General features: G+C 56.7%; 14 protein-coding genes. 8 read left to right on the top strand and 6 right to left on the bottom strand.

Annotated elements, in window-relative coordinates; genetic code table 11:
* Nucleotides 1–17 precede the first annotated feature (17 nt).
* Nucleotides 18–3,815, top strand: coding sequence for an AsmA2 domain-containing protein YhdP (gene yhdP, locus FND52_RS11820; protein WP_144130981.1), 3,798 nt, complete (start codon nucleotides 18–20; stop codon nucleotides 3,813–3,815).
* A gap of 64 nt (nucleotides 3,816–3,879) precedes the next feature.
* Complete coding sequence (tldD, locus tag FND52_RS11815; RefSeq protein WP_144130978.1) at nucleotides 3,880–5,325, top strand: metalloprotease TldD; 1,446 nt, start codon at nucleotides 3,880–3,882, stop codon at nucleotides 5,323–5,325.
* Nucleotides 5,326–5,363: 38 nt separating this feature from the next.
* On the opposite strand, the gene aaeR is transcribed toward tldD, so the two are convergent.
* Entirely contained in the window at nucleotides 5,364–6,296 is a 933-nt protein-coding gene (aaeR, locus tag FND52_RS11810; protein WP_125292993.1) for an HTH-type transcriptional activator AaeR, read from the bottom strand.
* 171 nt (nucleotides 6,297–6,467) lie between these two features.
* On the opposite strand from aaeR, the gene aaeX reads away from it, so the two are divergent.
* The 5 genes from aaeX (at nucleotide 6,468) to FND52_RS11785 (ending at nucleotide 11,447) form a co-directional block, all read left to right on the top strand.
* Nucleotides 6,468–6,671, top strand: coding sequence for a p-hydroxybenzoic acid efflux pump operon protein AaeX (gene aaeX / locus FND52_RS11805; RefSeq protein ID WP_002437480.1), 204 nt, complete (start codon nucleotides 6,468–6,470; stop codon nucleotides 6,669–6,671).
* A gap of 7 nt (nucleotides 6,672–6,678) precedes the next feature.
* On the top strand, nucleotides 6,679–7,611 hold the full coding sequence (gene aaeA / locus FND52_RS11800) for a p-hydroxybenzoic acid efflux pump subunit AaeA (protein WP_125292994.1): 933 nt from the start codon (nucleotides 6,679–6,681) through the stop codon (nucleotides 7,609–7,611).
* A 4-nt stretch (nucleotides 7,612–7,615) separates the two neighbouring features.
* Entirely contained in the window at nucleotides 7,616–9,583 is a 1,968-nt protein-coding gene (aaeB, locus tag FND52_RS11795) for a p-hydroxybenzoic acid efflux pump subunit AaeB (protein ID WP_144130976.1), read from the top strand.
* A 101-nt stretch (nucleotides 9,584–9,684) separates the two neighbouring features.
* Nucleotides 9,685–11,139 carry an NAD-dependent succinate-semialdehyde dehydrogenase gene (locus FND52_RS11790; RefSeq protein WP_144130974.1) on the top strand — a complete coding sequence of 485 codons (1,455 nt, stop codon included), beginning with the start codon at nucleotides 9,685–9,687 and terminating at the stop codon, nucleotides 11,137–11,139.
* Nucleotides 11,140–11,168: 29 nt separating this feature from the next.
* Entirely contained in the window at nucleotides 11,169–11,447 is a 279-nt protein-coding gene (locus FND52_RS11785) for a barstar family protein (protein WP_125292997.1), read from the top strand.
* A 54-nt stretch (nucleotides 11,448–11,501) separates the two neighbouring features.
* On the opposite strand, the gene yhcN (FND52_RS11780) is transcribed toward FND52_RS11785, so the two are convergent.
* From yhcN (FND52_RS11780) to argR, 3 genes are all read right to left on the bottom strand, one after another.
* Nucleotides 11,502–11,768, bottom strand: a complete 267-nt coding sequence (yhcN, locus tag FND52_RS11780; RefSeq protein ID WP_125292998.1) for a peroxide/acid stress response protein YhcN — start codon at nucleotides 11,766–11,768, stop codon at nucleotides 11,502–11,504.
* A 93-nt stretch (nucleotides 11,769–11,861) separates the two neighbouring features.
* Nucleotides 11,862–12,125 (bottom strand): peroxide/acid stress response protein YhcN, encoded by a 264-nt coding sequence (gene yhcN, locus FND52_RS11775; RefSeq protein ID WP_144130972.1) that lies wholly within the window; start codon nucleotides 12,123–12,125, stop codon nucleotides 11,862–11,864.
* 348 nt (nucleotides 12,126–12,473) lie between these two features.
* The gene (gene argR / locus FND52_RS11770) at nucleotides 12,474–12,944 is read right to left on the bottom strand and encodes a transcriptional regulator ArgR (RefSeq protein WP_125293000.1); all 471 of its coding nucleotides are present in this window, start codon (nucleotides 12,942–12,944) and stop codon (nucleotides 12,474–12,476) included.
* A gap of 422 nt (nucleotides 12,945–13,366) precedes the next feature.
* On the opposite strand from argR, the gene mdh reads away from it, so the two are divergent.
* On the top strand, nucleotides 13,367–14,305 hold the full coding sequence (mdh, locus tag FND52_RS11765) for a malate dehydrogenase (RefSeq protein ID WP_125293001.1): 939 nt from the start codon (nucleotides 13,367–13,369) through the stop codon (nucleotides 14,303–14,305).
* A gap of 56 nt (nucleotides 14,306–14,361) precedes the next feature.
* On the opposite strand, the gene degS is transcribed toward mdh, so the two are convergent.
* The gene (degS, locus tag FND52_RS11760; RefSeq protein ID WP_125293002.1) at nucleotides 14,362–15,426 is read right to left on the bottom strand and encodes an outer membrane-stress sensor serine endopeptidase DegS; all 1,065 of its coding nucleotides are present in this window, start codon (nucleotides 15,424–15,426) and stop codon (nucleotides 14,362–14,364) included.
* 92 nt (nucleotides 15,427–15,518) lie between these two features.
* Nucleotides 15,519–16,886, bottom strand: coding sequence for a serine endoprotease DegQ (gene degQ / locus FND52_RS11755; RefSeq protein WP_125293003.1), 1,368 nt, complete (start codon nucleotides 16,884–16,886; stop codon nucleotides 15,519–15,521).
* Nucleotides 16,887–16,916 lie beyond the last annotated feature (30 nt).

The raw sequence follows: 16,916 nt of genomic DNA, 5'->3' as shown, positions 1-16,916 counted from the left end.
ATGACAAGGAGAGGAATGTGAGGCGACTGCCGGGCATACTGTTACTTACAGGCGCAACGCTGGTCGTGATTGTCGCCCTGCTGGTGAGCGGGTTGCGTCTGGCTCTGCCGCATCTCAATACCTGGCGTCCCGCACTGCTTGAGAAAATCAGCGCCGCCACCGGCGCGCCGGTGGACGCCAGCTATCTTCAGGCCTCATGGCAAAATTTTGGCCCGACCCTGGAAGTTCGCGATATTAAAGCGGGCCTGAAAGAGGGCGGCGAACTCACGGTGAAGCGCGTCACCCTGGCGCTGGACGTATGGCAGAGCCTGCTTCATGCGCGCTGGCAGTTTCGCGATCTGACGTTTTATCAGCTAAACATCCGCACCAATACCCCTTTTACCCAGAGTGAAAGCGGAGAGCCGATCCCGGCCAATAAAATCAGCGATTTGTTTTTGCGCCAGTTCGATCAGTTCGATCTGCGCGACAGCAATATCAGCTTTATCACCCTGTCCGGCCAGCGCGCTGAACTGGCTATCCCCAAACTGACCTGGCTTAATGGCCGCGATCGCCACCGCGCGGAAGGCTTAATCAGCCTGTCCAGCCTGACCGGTCAGCACGGCACCATGCAACTACGTATGGACCTGCGCGACGATGACGGCTTGCTAAGCAACGGCACCATCTGGCTGGAGGCCGACGATGTGGACGTCAAGCCCTGGCTGGGCCGGTGGATGACCGATAACGTCTCGCTTTCTACCGCGCAGTTCAGCCTTGCCGCCTGGATTAACATTCGCAAAGGCGATATCGCCGACGGGGACGTCTGGCTGAAGCGCGGCGGTGCCTCCTGGCAGGGCGACAGTCAGCCCCATCATTTGCAGGTGGATAATCTGACCGCTCACCTGCGTAAAGAGGGCGCGGGCTGGCAGTTAGATATTCCGCGTACCAATATTTCCATTGACGATACGCCCTGGCCCGCAGGCGCGTTAACGCTGGCATGGCTGCCAGCTCAGGAAGTCGGCGGCGTGGATCGCCAATCCAGCGACGAACTGCGCATCCGGGCCAATAATCTTGAACTCCAGGGGCTGAATGGTCTGATCCCGATAACGACCAAACTCTCTCCATCTTTTGGTGAAGTGTGGAATACGCTGCGTCCCAAAGGACATCTCAACACCCTGGCGCTGGATATCCCGTTGGAGGCCACCGAGAAAACGCGTTTCCAGGGCGAGTGGGATAACCTCTCCTGGAACCAGTGGAAACTGATGCCGGGCGCGGAGAATTTCTCCGGTACCCTTTCTGGCAGCGTGGAGAATGGCCGCGTTACCGCCAGCATGAAACAGGCGAAGATGCCGTATGAAGGGGTGTTCCGCGCGCCGCTGGAAATTGCCGATGGCAAAGCGACGCTGGAATGGCGCAAAGACGCCGGGGGGCTGACGCTGGACGGCAAAGACATTGATGTCAAAGCCACGGCGGTTCATGCGCGGGGCGACTTCCGCTACCAGCAACCGGTCGGTGACGAGCCGTGGCTGGCGATCCTTGCGGGCATTAGCACCGATGACGCGTCCCAGGCGTGGCGCTACTTCCCGGAAAACCTGATGGGCAAGCATCTGGTGGATTACCTGAGCGGCGCGATACAGGGCGGGCAAGCCGACAACGCCACGCTGGTTTACGGCGGCAACCCGAAGCTGTTCCCGTACTATAAAAACGAAGGCCAGTTTGAAGTGCTGGTGCCGGTACGTAACGCGACCTATGCGTTCCAGCCCGACTGGCCTGCGCTGAAGGGCATTGATGTCGAACTCGACTTTATCAATGACGGCCTGTGGATGAAATCGCCGGAAGCCATGCTGGGCGGGGTAAAAGGGCGCAACATTACCGCCAATATCCCCGATTACGCCAAAGAAACACTGCTGATCGATGCGGACATTTCCGGGCCAGGCAAGGCGGTTGGACCGTATTTCAAACAGACCCCGTTAGATGATTCACTGGGCGCGGCGCTGGATGAACTCCAGCTTGATGGCGATGTGAATGCTCGCTTACATCTCGATATCCCGTTTACTGGCGAGCTGGTGACGGCGAAAGGTGATGTGGTGCTGGACGACAACACGCTGTATATCAAGCCCCTCGACAGTACCGTTCATAACCTGAGCGGAAAATTCAGTTTCGTGAACGGCGATTTGCAAAGTGAACCGATGCGCGCCACCTGGTTCAATCAGCCGCTGAATCTCGATTTCAACACCAAACAAGGCGATAAGGCCTACCAGGTGGGTGTCAATCTGGATGCCAACTGGCAGCCGACGCGTACCGGGCTGTTGCCGAAACCGATCAACGACGCGCTGGCGGGCCGCATACCCTGGCAGGGCAAAGTCGGCATCACTCTGCCGTATAAAGGCAGCGCGCAGTATGACGTAGCCGTGAAGAGCGATTTAAAGGAAGTGAGCAGTCGCTTACCTTCTCCTGCCAGTAAAGACGCCGGAGAGCCTTTGCCTCTGACGGTAAACGTTAAAGGCGATCTGCGTGGGTTCAATTTAACGGGCAATGCGGGCGACGGGCATCGCTTTAACAGCCGCTGGCTGCTGGGCAATAAACTGACCCTCGATCGCGGCATCTGGGTTTCTGACAGCAAAACCTTACCGCCATTGCCGGACCAGGCGGGCGTGGAACTCAACCTGCCGGCGCTGGACGGCGCAGAGTGGCTGGGGCTATTCCAGAAAGGGGCGGCGGATGACGTCAGCAACGCCACGCAGTTCCCGGATCATGTCACCTTACGCACCCCGGCCCTGACGCTGGGCGGGCAACAGTGGAACAACGTCAGCATTATTTCCCGCAGCGGGTTCCGGGGGAATGACGTCTCGGTGCAGGGCCGGGAAATTAACGGCTCGCTGGCAATGAATAAAACCGGTCCGTGGCTGGCGGAAATTAAATATCTGTATTTCAATCCGGTGTGGAGCGCGGTCACCGGTGCCAAAGCGCCCGCCAGCCCGATACCTGACCAGCGTATCAATTTCAGCGGCTGGCCTGATGTGCAGCTGCGCTGTGCGGAGTGCTGGCTGTGGGGCCAGAAATATGGCCGCATCGACGGTGACGTTGCTATTTCAGGCGACACGCTGAAATTATCAAACGGCGTGGTCGACACCGGTTTCGCAAAGCTCACCGCCGATGGCGAATGGGTAAACCGCACCACCGAGCCGCGCACCTCGCTAAAAGGCACTCTGAAAGGCAAGAAGATCGACGCCGCGACCAATTTCTTTGGCGTCTCAACGCCGATTCAGGGCTCATCTTTCGATTTTGATTACGATCTCCACTGGCGGGATATGCCCTGGAAACCGGATGAAGCCACGCTCAATGGCATTTTGCATGCCCGTCTCGGCAAAGGACAAATCGAAGATGTCGACACCGGCCACGCTGGGCAGCTGCTGCGCCTGATGAGCTTCGACGCCCTGCTGCGTAAGCTGCGTCTCGACTTCAGCGATACATTTGGCAACGGTTTTTACTTCGACTCCATTCGCAGTACCGCGTGGATTAAAGATGGCGTGTTACACACCGACGATACGCTGGTGGATGGCCTGGAAGCGGATATCGCCATGAAAGGCTCGGTTGACCTGGTGCGTCGTCAGCTGGATATGGAAGCGATTATCGCGCCGGAAATTTCTGCCACCGTGGGCGTTGCCACGGCCTTCGTGGTTAACCCGATTGTTGGCGCAGCGGTGTTTGCCGCCAGCAAGGTGCTTGGCCCGCTGTGGAGTAAAATCTCCGTGCTGCGTTACCATATCTCCGGCCCGCTTGATAAGCCGCAGATTAATGAAGTGCTGCGTGAACCCCGCGACGGGAAGGCGCAATGATTTGACGGCATCAATGAATTGCCGCAAGCTCGATATTATGAATCCCCAGAAGAGTAGCGTACCGATGAGTCTGAACCTGGTAACTGAGCAGTTATTGTCTGCGAATGGCCTGAACCATCAAGATCTGTTTTCCATCCTCGGTCAACTGGCCGAACGCCGGGTGGATTACGGGGATCTGTATTTCCAGTCGAGCTATCACGAATCCTGGGTGCTGGAAGATCGCATCATTAAAGATGGCTCCTACAATATTGACCAGGGCGTGGGCGTACGCGCCGTGAGCGGCGAGAAAACCGGGTTTGCCTATGCGGACCAGGTCAGCCTGCTGGCGCTGGAGCAAAGCGCTCATGCGGCGCGCAGCATTGTGCGCGAGCAGGGCGATGGCCGGGTGCAAACCCTGGGCGCAGTAGAGCATAAAGCGCTGTACACCTCGCTGGACCCGCTGCAAAGCCTGACCCGCGAAGAGAAGCTCGATATTCTGAAGCGCGTCGACGGCGTGGCCCGTGCGGCAGATGCCCGCGTGCAGGAAGTGAATGCCAGCCTGACCGGCGTCTATGAACTGATTCTGGTGGCCGCGACCGACGGCACCCTGGCGGCGGACGTGCGCCCGCTGGTACGTCTGTCGGTCAGCGTGCAGGTTGAACAGGACGGCAAGCGCGAGCGCGGTTCCGCTGGCGGCGGCGGCCGTTTTGGCTACGAGTGGTTCCTCGAAGCATCAGACGGCGAAGTGCGCGCCGATGCCTGGGCAAAAGAAGCGGTGCGCATGGCGCTGGTAAATCTTTCCGCCGTTGCCGCCCCGGCAGGCACCCTGCCAGTGGTATTAGGCGCAGGCTGGCCGGGCGTGCTGCTGCACGAAGCGGTGGGCCACGGTCTGGAAGGCGACTTTAACCGTCGCGGCACCTCCGTCTTCAGCGGCCAGATGGGCCAGCTGGTGGCGTCGGCGCTCTGCACCGTGGTGGACGATGGCACGATGGCCTCGCGCCGTGGTTCGGTGGCCATTGACGACGAAGGCGTGCCGGGCCAGTACAACGTGCTGATCGAAAACGGCGTTCTTAAAGGCTACATGCAGGATAAACTCAACGCGCGCCTGATGGGCGTTGCGCCGACCGGCAACGGTCGCCGGGAATCCTATGCGCATCTGCCGATGCCGCGCATGACCAACACCTATATGCTGGCGGGCAAATCCACGCCGCAGGAAATTATTGAGTCGGTGGAATACGGGATTTATGCGCCCAACTTTGGCGGCGGCCAGGTGGATATCACCTCCGGTAAGTTTGTGTTCTCTACCTCTGAAGCGTACCTGATCGAGAAAGGTAAAGTGACCACGCCGGTGAAAGGCGCGACCCTGATTGGCTCCGGTATCGAAGCCATGCAGCAGATTTCCATGGTCGGCAACGATCTGAAACTGGATAACGGCGTCGGCGTCTGCGGTAAAGAGGGCCAGAGCCTGCCGGTTGGCGTCGGTCAGCCAACCCTGAAACTCGACAGCCTGACCGTGGGCGGTACCGCGTAATCCCTCCTGCCAACCCTCTCTTAACGGAGAGGGTTTGATTAACGCGTCTCTTTACTCCCGAAGCGCCTTTCCTGATACAGCGTCGCCACTCCGGCGAAATATTCCGTCAGATAATTAATGCACACTTGCACCTTCAGCGGCAGCTTATCCCGTTCGGTATAAAGCGCGTAAACCGGGCGTGGATCGGACTGGTAGCGCGGGAACAGGATCTCCAGCTCGCCCCGATTGATCTCGTCGATCACCCACATCAGCGGCACATAGGCGATCCCGGCACCTTCAATCAGCCAGCGCGACAGCGTCATCGGATCGTTGGTGACAAAACGTCCCTGCGGGATCAGGCGCGTGGAGATCCCCTCCGGTGCGATCAGCTCAAACTCGTTGTCCGGGCGCACACTGTATTCAAGCCATGAATGATTGCCGAGATCCGAGGGCTTCTCCGGCGTGCCGTAGCGGGCGAGATAGGATTTAGCCGCGCATACCACCATTGGCATCGCGCCAAGCCGTTTGGAAAACAGGCTCGAATCCTGAAGCGCGCCGACGCGGATCACCACGTCCAGGCCATCGGCAATCAGATCCGGCGCGGGGATACCGGTCACCAGATTGACGGTTAGCCCCGGATATTCGCGTAACATTTGCGCCGTCATTCCCGCCAGGACATTTTGTGCCATAGTTGAAGAACACCCAATGCGCAGGGTGCCAATCGGCGTGTTGTTAAAGGCGTAGAGCTGCTCATGTACCGATTGCACCTCATGAAGCATTTTGCGGCAGCCCTGGTAATAAATTTTTCCTGCCTCGGTCAGCCCGATGCTGCGCGTACTGCGGTTTAACAGCTTGACCTGCAATTCATCCTCCAGCTTTGACACGGTCTGGCTGATGGACGAGACGCTCATGTCCAACTGTTTAGCGGCGCGGGTAAAAGAGCCTTGCTCAACAACCCGCGCGAAAATCGACATTCGTTTCAGGCGTTCCATTGTTCACTCTGAGTGAAAAGTGATTTAGATCACATATGATAGATGACATATTATAAATTACGTTAATATATTATTAACGAGGTAACTAACCCGCACGCGTCCACAGTCCTTCCTGACTTTGTGCACCCGGTTATCCATCACTAATTCGCCTGCACGCTAATCAAGGTTCGTATGAGTTTATTTCCGGTTATCGTGGTTTTCGGTCTCTCTTTTCCGCCGATATTCTTCGAGCTGCTTTTGTCACTGGCGATTTTCTGGCTGGTGCGCCGTTTGCTGACCCCGACAGGGATCTATGATTTTGTCTGGCATCCGGCATTGTTTAATACCGCGCTGTATTGCTGCCTGTTTTATCTGATATCGCGCTTATTTGTCTGAGGTTGATGTGAAAGCACTTACAAGAAAAATATCCCGAACGGCGATCACGCTGGCGCTGGTTGCGCTGGCCTTCGTCGCCATCTTCCGTGCCTGGGTTTACTACACCGAATCGCCGTGGACGCGCGATGCGCGTTTCAGCGCCGATGTGGTTGCCATCGCGCCCGACGTCGCCGGGCTGATTACTCAGGTCATGGTTCACGATAACCAACTGGTCAAAAAAGATCAGGTGCTGTTCACCATTGACCAGCCGCGCTACCAGAAGGCGCTGGACGAAGCCGAAGCGGATGTCTCTTATTACCAGGCGCTGGCCGCTGAAAAACGTCGTGAGGCCGGACGCCGTAATAAACTGGGCATCCAGGCCATGTCGCGCGAAGAGATCGACCAGTCCAACAACGTGCTGCAAACCGTGCTGCATCAGATGGCGCGCGCGCAAGCGACCCGCGACCTGGCGAAGCTGGATTTAGAACGTACCGTGATCCGTGCGCCTGCTGACGGCTGGGTGACCAACCTCAACGTTTACGCCGGGGAGTTTATCACCCGCGGTTCGACCGCCGTGGCGCTGGTTAAGCAGCACTCGTTCTACGTGCTGGCCTATATGGAAGAGACCAAGCTGGAAGGCGTGCGCCCTGGCTTCCGCGCGGAAATTACGCCACTTGGCAGCAACCGTGTGCTGCACGGCACCGTGGATAGCGTCGCGGCGGGCGTCACCAACGCCAGCAGCAGCAACGACGGCAAAGGTATGGCGTCGGTGGATTCCAACCTGGAATGGGTGCGTCTGGCCCAGCGCGTGCCGGTACGTATTCGTCTGGATGAACAGACCGGTAATCTGTTCCCGGCAGGCACCACGGCAACCGTGGTGATTACCGGCGAAGCCGACCGGGATAACCGTAACGCATCGCCGTTTAATCGCCTGATGCACCGCCTGCGCGAATTTGGTTAATCCCATGGGTATTTTTTCCATTGCGCCGCAGCACGTTCGTTTTGCGCTGAAACTGGCTACGGCCATCGTGCTGGCGCTGTTTATCGGTTTCCATTTTCAGCTGGAAACCCCGCGCTGGGCGGTGTTAACCGCCGCGATTGTGGCGGCAGGCCCGGCGTTTGCCGCAGGCGGCGAGCCGTGGTCGGGGGCGATCCGCTATCGCGGGATGCTGCGTATCGTCGGGACGTTTATTGGCAGCATCGCCGCGCTGATTATTATTATTGCGATGATCCGCGCGCCCGTGGTGATGCTGATGGTGTGCTGTATCTGGGCCGGTTTTTGCACCTGGATCTCCTCACTGGTTAAAGTCGAGAACTCCTATGCATGGGGGCTGGCAGGCTATACCGCGTTAATTATCGTTATCACCGTTCAGGCCGAGCCGCTGCTGACGCCGCAGTTCGCGGTAGAGCGCTGCAGCGAGATTGTGATTGGCATTTGCTGCGCCATTGCTGCCGACCTGCTGTTCTCCCCGCGCTCCATCAAGCAGGAAATCGACCGCGAACTGGACGCGCTGCTGGTGGATCATTATCGCCTGATGCAGCTGTGTATCGCCCACGGCGACAGCGAGGTGGTGGATAAAGCCTGGGGCAACCTGGTGCGCCGCACCACGGCGCTGGAAGGGATGCGCAGCAACCTGAATATGGAATCGTCGCGCTGGGCGCGCGCCAACCAACGCTTAAAAGCCATCAATACGCTTTCCCTGACCTTAATCACCCAGGCCTGCGAAACTTATCTGATCCAGAACCCCCGTCCGGAAGCGGTGCCGCCGGAATACCACGAGTTTTTCAGCGAGCCGGTCGAAACGGTGGCGGATGTCCATAAGCGTCTGAAATTTATCCGTCGGGCAATGGCCTGGACCGGCGAGCGCGATACGCCGGTCACCCTCTATAGCTGGGTGGGCGCGGCGACGCGCTTTCTGCTGCTGAAGCGCGGGGTAATCGGTAATACGCGCATCAGTGCCGTGGAGGAAGAAATCCTCGAAGGCGAAGTGGTGGTGAAAGCGGCCTCGGCGGAGCGTCATCACGCAATGATCAACTTCTGGCGCACCACGGTATCCTGCATGCTCGGCACGCTGTTCTGGCTGTGGACCGGCTGGACCTCCGGCAGCGGCGCGATGGTGATGATCGCGGTGGTGACGGCGCTGGCGATGCGCCTGCCTAACCCGCGGATGGTGTCGCTGGATTTTTTGCTGGGCACGCTGGCGGCGCTGCCGCTCGGGGCGTTTTACTTCCTGATCGTGCTGCCCGCGACTCAGCAGAGCATGCTGCTGCTGTGCATTAGCCTGGCGCTGCTCGGGTTCTTTATCGGTATTGAAGTGCAAAAGCGGCGGTTGGGTTCGCTGGGCGCGCTGGCCAGTACCATCAACATTATCGTGCTGGATAACCCGATGACCTTTGAGTTCAGCCGCTTTCTCGACAGCGCCCTCGGCCAGATTGTGGGTTGCTTCCTGGCGATGATGGTGATCCTGCTGATCCGCGACAATTCACAGGCGCAAACCGGGCGGGCCTTGCTCAACCGGTTTATGCTGGCGGCGGTTTCCTCCATGACCACCAACAAGGCGCGGCGCAAAGAGAACCATCTTCCGGCACTGTATCAACAGCTGTTTTTGCTGCTCAGCAAATTCCCTGGCGATATCGCTAAGTTTCGCCTGGCGCTGAACCTTATCATCGCCCACCAGCGGCTGCGCGATGCACCGATCCCCGAGAATGACGATCTGTCGGCGTTTCACCGTCAGCTGCGCCGCACCGCTGACCGGGTGGTATCGGCTTCCAGCGACGATAAGCGCCACCAGACGTTTTTGCAGCTGCTGGATGAGCTCGATATTTATCAGCAAAAATTGCAGGTCTGGGAAGCGCCGCTGTCGGTCACCGAGTCGGTGAAGCGGCTGACCGCGATGCTGCGAAAATATCAGCATGCCCTGACTGATAATTGATGACCGCCGCACAGCCTGAAAAACCGACGCCCGGGCGTCGGTTTTTTTGTAGCTATACTTAGCCGAGGTTCCAAAAAAGCACCATCCATCAGGAGGAAACGATGACAACACAAGCACTCCAGGACAGTGAATTCTTTAAGACGGGCTATCTGGTTAATGGCGAATGGCATCAGGCCGACGAGACCTTTGACGTACTGAATCCGGCGACGGGGGAAGTCATTGCCAAAGTGGCGAAAGCGGGTAAGAAAGAGACTCAGGCCGCTATCGCGGCAGCCAGCAAGGCATTCCCGGCCTGGCGGGAAAAGACGGCAAAAGAGCGTTCTACCTTGCTGTATCGCTGGTTTGAACTGATTAACGAAAACAAAAGCTGGCTGGCGCGGTTAATGACTCTGGAACAGGGTAAGCCGCTGAAAGAAGCGGAAGGCGAAGTGGACTACGCGGCCAGTTTTATCCAGTGGTTCGCCGAAGAGGCGAAACGCGCTAACGGCGAAATTATTCCTCCAGCCAAGCCCGGCTCGCGCATCCTGGCGACCCGCGAACCGGTGGGCGTGGTGGCGGCCATCACCCCGTGGAACTTCCCGATGGCAATGCTGACCCGCAAACTCGGTCCGGCGCTGGCTGCGGGCTGTACCGGCGTGATCAAACCCGCCAATAACACCCCACTGTGCGCGTTCGCACTGCTGGCACTGGCGAAAAAGGCGGGCATTCCGGATGGCGTGCTTAACGCCGTAGCCGGTAAGACGCCGGAAATCAGCGATGCGATTATGGAAAGCCACGAGGTGCGCAAAATTTCGTTCACCGGGTCAACGGCGGTGGGCAAAACCCTGGTGCGCAACGCGGCGGAAACCATGAAAAAAGTCTCCATGGAGTTAGGGGGCAATGCGCCGTATATCGTGTTCGACGACGCGGATATCGATGCAGCGGTGAAAGGCGCGATCGCCAATAAATTCCGCAACGCCGGGCAGGTGTGCGTCAGCGTCAACCGCTTCTTTATTCAGGATGGCGTGTATGATCGCTTCGTCAATCAACTGGCCGAGGCGGTGAACCAACTCAAAGTCGGCAATGGCCTGGAAGAGGGCGTGATTGTCGGGCCGCTGATTGAGAAAGCGGGCGTGGATAAAGTGCGCGAGCACGTGGAAGATGCCATCGCCAAAGGCGCAAAAGTGCTGGCGGGCGGTAAAGCCCACGAACTCGGCGGCAATTTCTGGCAGCCGACGGTACTGATTGACGCCAGCGACGATATGAAGCTCGCCCAGGAAGAAACCTTCGGGCCGCTGGCCGCCTGCTTCCGCTTCAGCAGTGAAGAAGAGGTGATCAAGCGCGCCAACAATACGCCGTATGGCCTGGCCGCCTATTTCTATACTCAGAATCTCCAGCGGGCATTCCGCGTCTCATCGCAGTTGGAAAGTGGGATGATCGGCGTGAATGACTGTGCGGTTTCGACCGAGCTGGGACCGTTCGGCGGCGTGAAAGAGTCGGGTCTGGGGCGTGAAGGATCGGTGCTGGGGCTGGAAGAGTATCTGGAAGTGAAAACGCTGCATATCGGCGGACTGTAACCGGTGACCACAATGATGGGTGACGACCAATGCAAATCTACACTTTTGACTTTGATGAAATCACCGATCAGGCGGATTTTTATCGCGATTTTACCCGGATGTTTGGGCTGACGAAGCAGCAGGTGAATAATCTCGATAGTTTATGGGAGGTGGTGACGGAGGGGTATTTGCCGTTGCCGCTGGAGATCGAGTTCGTTCACTTATCGGAAGAGAACCGTCGGCGGTTTGGGGCGCTGATTTTGCTGTTTGATGAAGCAGAAGAGGAGTTGGAAGGCCAACTCCGCTTCAATATTCGCCATTCTTCATGACCGAAAAAAGCCCCAGGCGAACTGGGGCAAGTCGTCGGACACGACGACGAGGTCTTACTTATACAGCTCTGCGGTAGCGTGCCAGGTGTCACCGGTACGTGCTTCGATCACGCGGTAAGCCGACGCGCCTTTCTGATCGGCTTTTTCAGCCAGCGCTTCACGCATATCCATCGGCGAGCTGCCGTGCTGGGCAACAGAGATAGTGCCCATGGATTGCAGGTTTTGGGCATCCTGTGCGCTAACTTGTTGTACCGCGGCGTTAGCACCGAAAGCCATCAGGGAAGCCAGAGTAACTGCGGCAAGGGTAAATTTAGTTTTCATAGTCGTTTCCTCGATTAGTGCCTGTGGTCGGCAGGTGAACGCACTGTACGGACCACAGGTCGATTCATTTATGCAGGTGAACAGAGTTAATGCTTATTTGTACAGCTCGGCAGTGGCGTGCCATTCGTCGCCGGTGTGCGCTTCGATAACGCGGTAGGCGGATGCGCCTTTTTCCTGCGCTTTCTGGTCGAGCATTTCACGCATGTCCATTGGTGAGCTGGTCACGGAAGAGACAGTGATGGTGCCGAGTGACTGACGACCCTGGGCCTGTTGCGCATCGATAGACGTTGCGGCAAAAGCACCAAAGGAGAGCATTGAAAGCAGGCTTAACGTTGCTACGGTTGATTTGATTTTCATGATCGTTACCTCGTCGTATTTTTTATCTTTATCTTTGGGGTCTCATTTCGTGACCCTCATCACAAAATCAAGTATACACTAATCACGCTAAAAATTAATACCACGCTAATTATTTACAATGAAACTTTGTTTCCAGAAACGGACTTTTTATGCTCTGTGGTTATAAAAAATTCACCTTTAGTGCTTTTAAGAAATTCAAATCCAGTAAAATCAGCGGGATAAGTGAATTTGATGTTTTGTGCTTTTTAGATGAGATGTAATGAGGTTGTAACGTTTGACGGTAGAAGGGCGTTCCGGGGACGTAACAGAAGCGATAACCGCCGCAGGCGCGGCGGTTATAGTGAAAGCTTAAAGTTCTTGTTCGAACAGTACCAGAATGGCTTCGTACAGTTCTTTCACCGAAAAATCTTTGGCTGGGGTAGTAAAGATAGTGTCATCCCCGGCGATAGTGCCCAGGATCCCTTCCGCTTTACCCAACGAGTCGAGCAGGCGTGCGATCAACTGCGCAGCGCCCGGGCTGGTATGGATCACCACCACCGCATTGTTGTAATCAATATCCAGCACTAAATTTTTAAGCGGGCTGGAGGTGGTGGGTACGCCCAGTTCTGCCGGCAGGCAATACACCATCTCCATTTTAGCGTTACGGGTACGCACCGCGCCGAATTTGGTCAGCATGCGGGAGACTTTGGACTGGTTAATGTTCTCGTAACCTTCGTCCTGCAACGCCTGGACAATCTCTCCCTGAGAGCTGAATTTCTCTTCCTTTAATAAGGCTTTGAAAGCTTTGACTAATTCTTCTTGTTTTGCCGAGCCGCGCATAGGTCACCTACAATCTGGCGAAAGAAACAACATTATTATGCATTTATCTGAATTTTTATGCAAATGCCAGGCCGAAAAAGTGGCTGAAATAATGTTATGAAAGCGGCGGATTTTATCAAATTTTGTTATTGGTGAACATGCCTGCGTCACGACTCGAAAATAAGCCATTAAGTAAATCAAATGTTATGAAATTGATGTTGTTTTGATGATTAAAGAGGGTGTAATGTAACCGCCTGTTGATATGTTGCTTCGGTAGCGATCCGGCTATTTTCCTGACGTGCGTGAAGGCTGTGCTATTAAGAGCCGGTATGACTTCTCAATCTGAAGGTGAAAAGATTGTAATGACTTCCGCCCTGGATCATCATGGTCGCCATCCAAGGAGTAACGGCACTTTAATTGCAAATCATAATAAGGAGTTTAGGATGAAAGTTGCAGTCCTCGGCGCGGCCGGTGGTATTGGCCAGGCGCTTGCCCTTCTACTCAAGACCCAACTGCCTTCAGGTTCAGAACTCTCCCTCTACGACATCGCGCCGGTTACCCCGGGCGTCGCTGTTGACTTAAGCCATATCCCGACCGCGGTGAAGATCAAAGGCTTCTCCGGCGAAGACGCGACTCCGGCGCTGGAAGGCGCGGACGTGGTGCTGATTTCCGCAGGCGTGGCGCGTAAACCGGGTATGGATCGCTCTGACCTGTTTAACGTCAACGCGGGCATCGTAAAAAACCTGGTGCAGCAGATTGCGACCACCTGCCCGAAAGCGTGCATCGGTATCATCACTAACCCGGTAAACACCACCGTTGCTATTGCGGCGGAAGTGCTGAAAAAAGCCGGCGTTTACGATAAGAACAAACTGTTCGGCGTGACCACGCTGGATATCATCCGCTCCAACACCTTTGTGGCGGAACTGAAAGGCAAACAGCCGACCGACGTTGAAGTTCCGGTTATTGGCGGCCACTCTGGCGTGACCATTCTGCCGCTGCTGTCCCAGATCCCGGGCGTGAGCTTCTCCGAGCAGGAAGTGGCTGACCTGACCAAACGCATTCAGAACGCTGGCACCGAAGTGGTTGAAGCCAAAGCGGGTGGCGGATCGGCGACGCTGTCGATGGGCCAGGCGGCGGCACGTTTCGGCCTGTCGCTGGTTCGCGCGATGCAGGGCGAACAAGGCGTGGTGGAATGCGCCTATGTTGAAGGCGACGGCGAGCATGCGCGTTTCTTCTCTCAGCCGCTGCTGCTGGGTAAAAACGGTATCGAAGAGCGTCAGAGCATCGGCACCCTGAGCGCGTTTGAGCAGCAGGCGCTGGAAGGTATGCTGGATACCCTGAAAAAAGACATTACCCTGGGCGAAGAGTTCGTTAACAAGTAATCGTCGCGGGTTAAGAAAGCAAAACCGGAACGTGAGTTCCGGTTTTTTTTCACCTGTCAGTTGGTTGCCGGGTATTCCTGAACGGTGACCTGCAGCGTGAGTTGCTTATCATCACGCATCACCACCACCGGAATCACCGAGCCAGGGCGAATTTCCGCCACCTGGTCCATGGTTTCCAGCGCCGAAATGGCGGGTTTGTTATTTACCGAGACAATCACGTCGTTGACCTGAACACCGGCATGCGCCGCCGGGCCGTCCGGGGTCACTTCATTAACGATAATTCCCTGGATCTGATCGATGCCTGCCGCCGGGGCGTGCATCGGCGAGATTTCCCGCCCGCCAATACCGATATAGCCACGAATAACGCGGCCATCGCGGATCAGCTTATCCATAATTTTGGTCGCCAACTGGGTGGGGATCGCAAAGCCGATCCCTTCCGGCGTTTCGCCGTCGTTGCTTTTATCAAATGACAGGGTGTTGATGCCCATTAACTCGCCGAGCGAGTTGACCAGCGCGCCGCCGGAGTTGCCGTGGTTAATCGAGGCATCAGTTTGCAGGAAACTTTGTCGACCAGACGGGTTAAGGCCAATACGCCCGGTGGCGCTGATAATCCCCTGGGTAATGGTCTGCCCGAGGTTGTAGGGGTTGCCAATCGCCATCACCACGTCGCCGATATGCGGCATGCGTTTACCGTTGATGGGAATAATCGGCAGCGAGGTGGCGTTGATTTTTAACACTGCCAGATCGGTCAGGCTGTCGGAGCCGACCAGCAGCGCTTCAAATACTCGTCCATCCTGCAACGCGACGATGATCTGGTCAGCATCGTTAATCACGTGTTTATTGGTAAGGATATAGCCGCGCTGATCCATGATCACCCCGGAACCCAGGGTACGGATTTCAAGCTGATTACGCCCACCGTTGCTGACGCCACGGTTATAGACGTTCACCACCGCAGGCGCGGCGCGGCGCACCGCCGAGTTATAGCTCAGCGGCGTGTCATCTGCGCTGTTATACGCAGGCGTCAATTCGGCGTCGTTTTTGCGTAATGACGGCATCAGCGCCAGCAAAAGCGCAGCGACAATCAGTCCAAGAAAGACGGGCCGTAAAAGCTTCAGAAACATGGGTAAACGTTAGTTAGCAGGGAGACCGGGGCAGCATACCATGAGATTAGCGGACATCACACGCGCCGGTGTGATGTCCGTGAGCAAAACCGTTAACGCAGCAGCAGATAGATGCTGTCGTTGCCGCGCACGATGTGCAGCGCGATAACGGACGGTTTGGATTCCATCAGTTTGCGCATCTCAGCGATGGTGCTGACGCGATCGCTGTTGACGCCAATAATCACATCATCTTTATGCAAGCCAGCCTGCGCCGCCGCGCTGCCTTTCTCGACATTTTCGATGGTGACGCCTTTGGTGCCATCTTTCAGCTGGCCGTCGCTCAGCGTCGCGCCCTGCAGGGCCGGGATAATCATATCGGCGCTGGCGGAAGACGAGGTGCTTTTATCCAGCGTCACTTCCACATCCAACGGCTTCCCGTCGCGCAGTAATCCTAATTTAACTTTGGTGCCCGGTGCGGTGGTGGCGATGCGTGAGCGCAGCTCGGCAAAGCTACTCAGGGTTTTGCCGTTCAGGCTGACGATCACGTCGCCGGATTTAATCCCGGCCTTCGCCGAGCCGGAATTCGGCAACACTTCGCTGACGAATGCGCCGCGCTGAACGTTGAGATTAAAGGCTTTTGCCAGATCCGCGCTCATCTCGGTGCCTTTAATGCCTAACAGGCCGCGTTTGATTTCGCCGGACTGAATCAGCTGGGTCGCCAGGGTTTGCGCCATATTGCTCGGAATGGCGAAGCCGATACCGACGCTACCGCCGCCCGGCGCAAGGATCGCAGTGTTAATGCCGATCAGCTCACCGTTAAGATTCAGCAGCGCGCCGCCGGAGTTGCCGCGGTTAATTGAGGCGTCGGTCTGAATGAAGTTTTCCAGCCCTTCCAGATTGAGCCCGCTACGGCCCAGTGCGGAGATAATCCCCGAGGTGGCAGTTTGCCCCAGACCAAAGGGGTTGCCGACCGCTACGGCAAAATCGCCGACGCGCAGGGCATCGGAATCCGCAACCTTAATTTGTGTCAGGTTGGTGGCGTTTTGCAGTTGCAGCAGTGCGATATCGCTCTGATCGTCGCCGCCGATCAGTTTGGCGTCGAACTCGCGGCCATCATTGAGCTGAACGCTGATTTTTTGCGCCTGATTAATGACGTGATTGTTGGTCAGCACATAGCCTTTGGCCGCGTCGATAATGACGCCAGAGCCCAGGCCTTCAAACGGCTGCGCAGGTTGATCGGGCAGCTCCTCACCGAAGAATTTCTTCAACTCTTCCGGGACTTTCTGGCTCTGGGTGGCGGTGCCTTCAACCTGCACGCTGACCACCGCAGGCAGCACTTTTTCCAGCATTGGGGCAAGGCTTGGGATCGCCGCCTGGCCCGGCACCTGGGACGGGATCGCCGCCGCTACCTGACTCGGTGCCGAGAGAGATAACCCGACACTTAACGCTAACGCACTCAACAACAGGGTTTGTTTTTTCATGAATGCTCGCTCTCGCAACCTGGAATAAGA

Origin of the sequence: Atlantibacter subterraneus (assembly GCF_007570865.1) — a bacterium.
Classification (GTDB): Bacteria; Pseudomonadota; Gammaproteobacteria; order Enterobacterales; family Enterobacteriaceae; genus Atlantibacter; species Atlantibacter subterraneus.
This window is presented reverse-complemented; position numbering and strand designations above follow the sequence as displayed.

Coding starts and splice junctions, on each gene's coding strand:
- tldD (WP_144130978.1), top strand. CDS start 3,880: ATGAGTCTGAACCTGGTAACTGAGCAGTTATTGTCTGCGAATGGCCTG.
- aaeR (WP_125292993.1), bottom strand. CDS start 6,296: ATGGAACGCCTGAAACGAATGTCGATTTTCGCGCGGGTTGTTGAGCAA.
- aaeX (WP_002437480.1), top strand. CDS start 6,468: ATGAGTTTATTTCCGGTTATCGTGGTTTTCGGTCTCTCTTTTCCGCCG.
- aaeB (WP_144130976.1), top strand. CDS start 7,616: ATGGGTATTTTTTCCATTGCGCCGCAGCACGTTCGTTTTGCGCTGAAA.
- FND52_RS11790 (WP_144130974.1), top strand. CDS start 9,685: ATGACAACACAAGCACTCCAGGACAGTGAATTCTTTAAGACGGGCTAT.
- FND52_RS11785 (WP_125292997.1), top strand. CDS start 11,169: ATGCAAATCTACACTTTTGACTTTGATGAAATCACCGATCAGGCGGAT.
- yhcN (WP_125292998.1), bottom strand. CDS start 11,768: ATGAAAACTAAATTTACCCTTGCCGCAGTTACTCTGGCTTCCCTGATG.
- yhcN (WP_144130972.1), bottom strand. CDS start 12,125: ATGAAAATCAAATCAACCGTAGCAACGTTAAGCCTGCTTTCAATGCTC.
- argR (WP_125293000.1), bottom strand. CDS start 12,944: ATGCGCGGCTCGGCAAAACAAGAAGAATTAGTCAAAGCTTTCAAAGCC.
- mdh (WP_125293001.1), top strand. CDS start 13,367: ATGAAAGTTGCAGTCCTCGGCGCGGCCGGTGGTATTGGCCAGGCGCTT.
- degS (WP_125293002.1), bottom strand. CDS start 15,426: ATGTTTCTGAAGCTTTTACGGCCCGTCTTTCTTGGACTGATTGTCGCT.
- degQ (WP_125293003.1), bottom strand. CDS start 16,886: ATGAAAAAACAAACCCTGTTGTTGAGTGCGTTAGCGTTAAGTGTCGGG.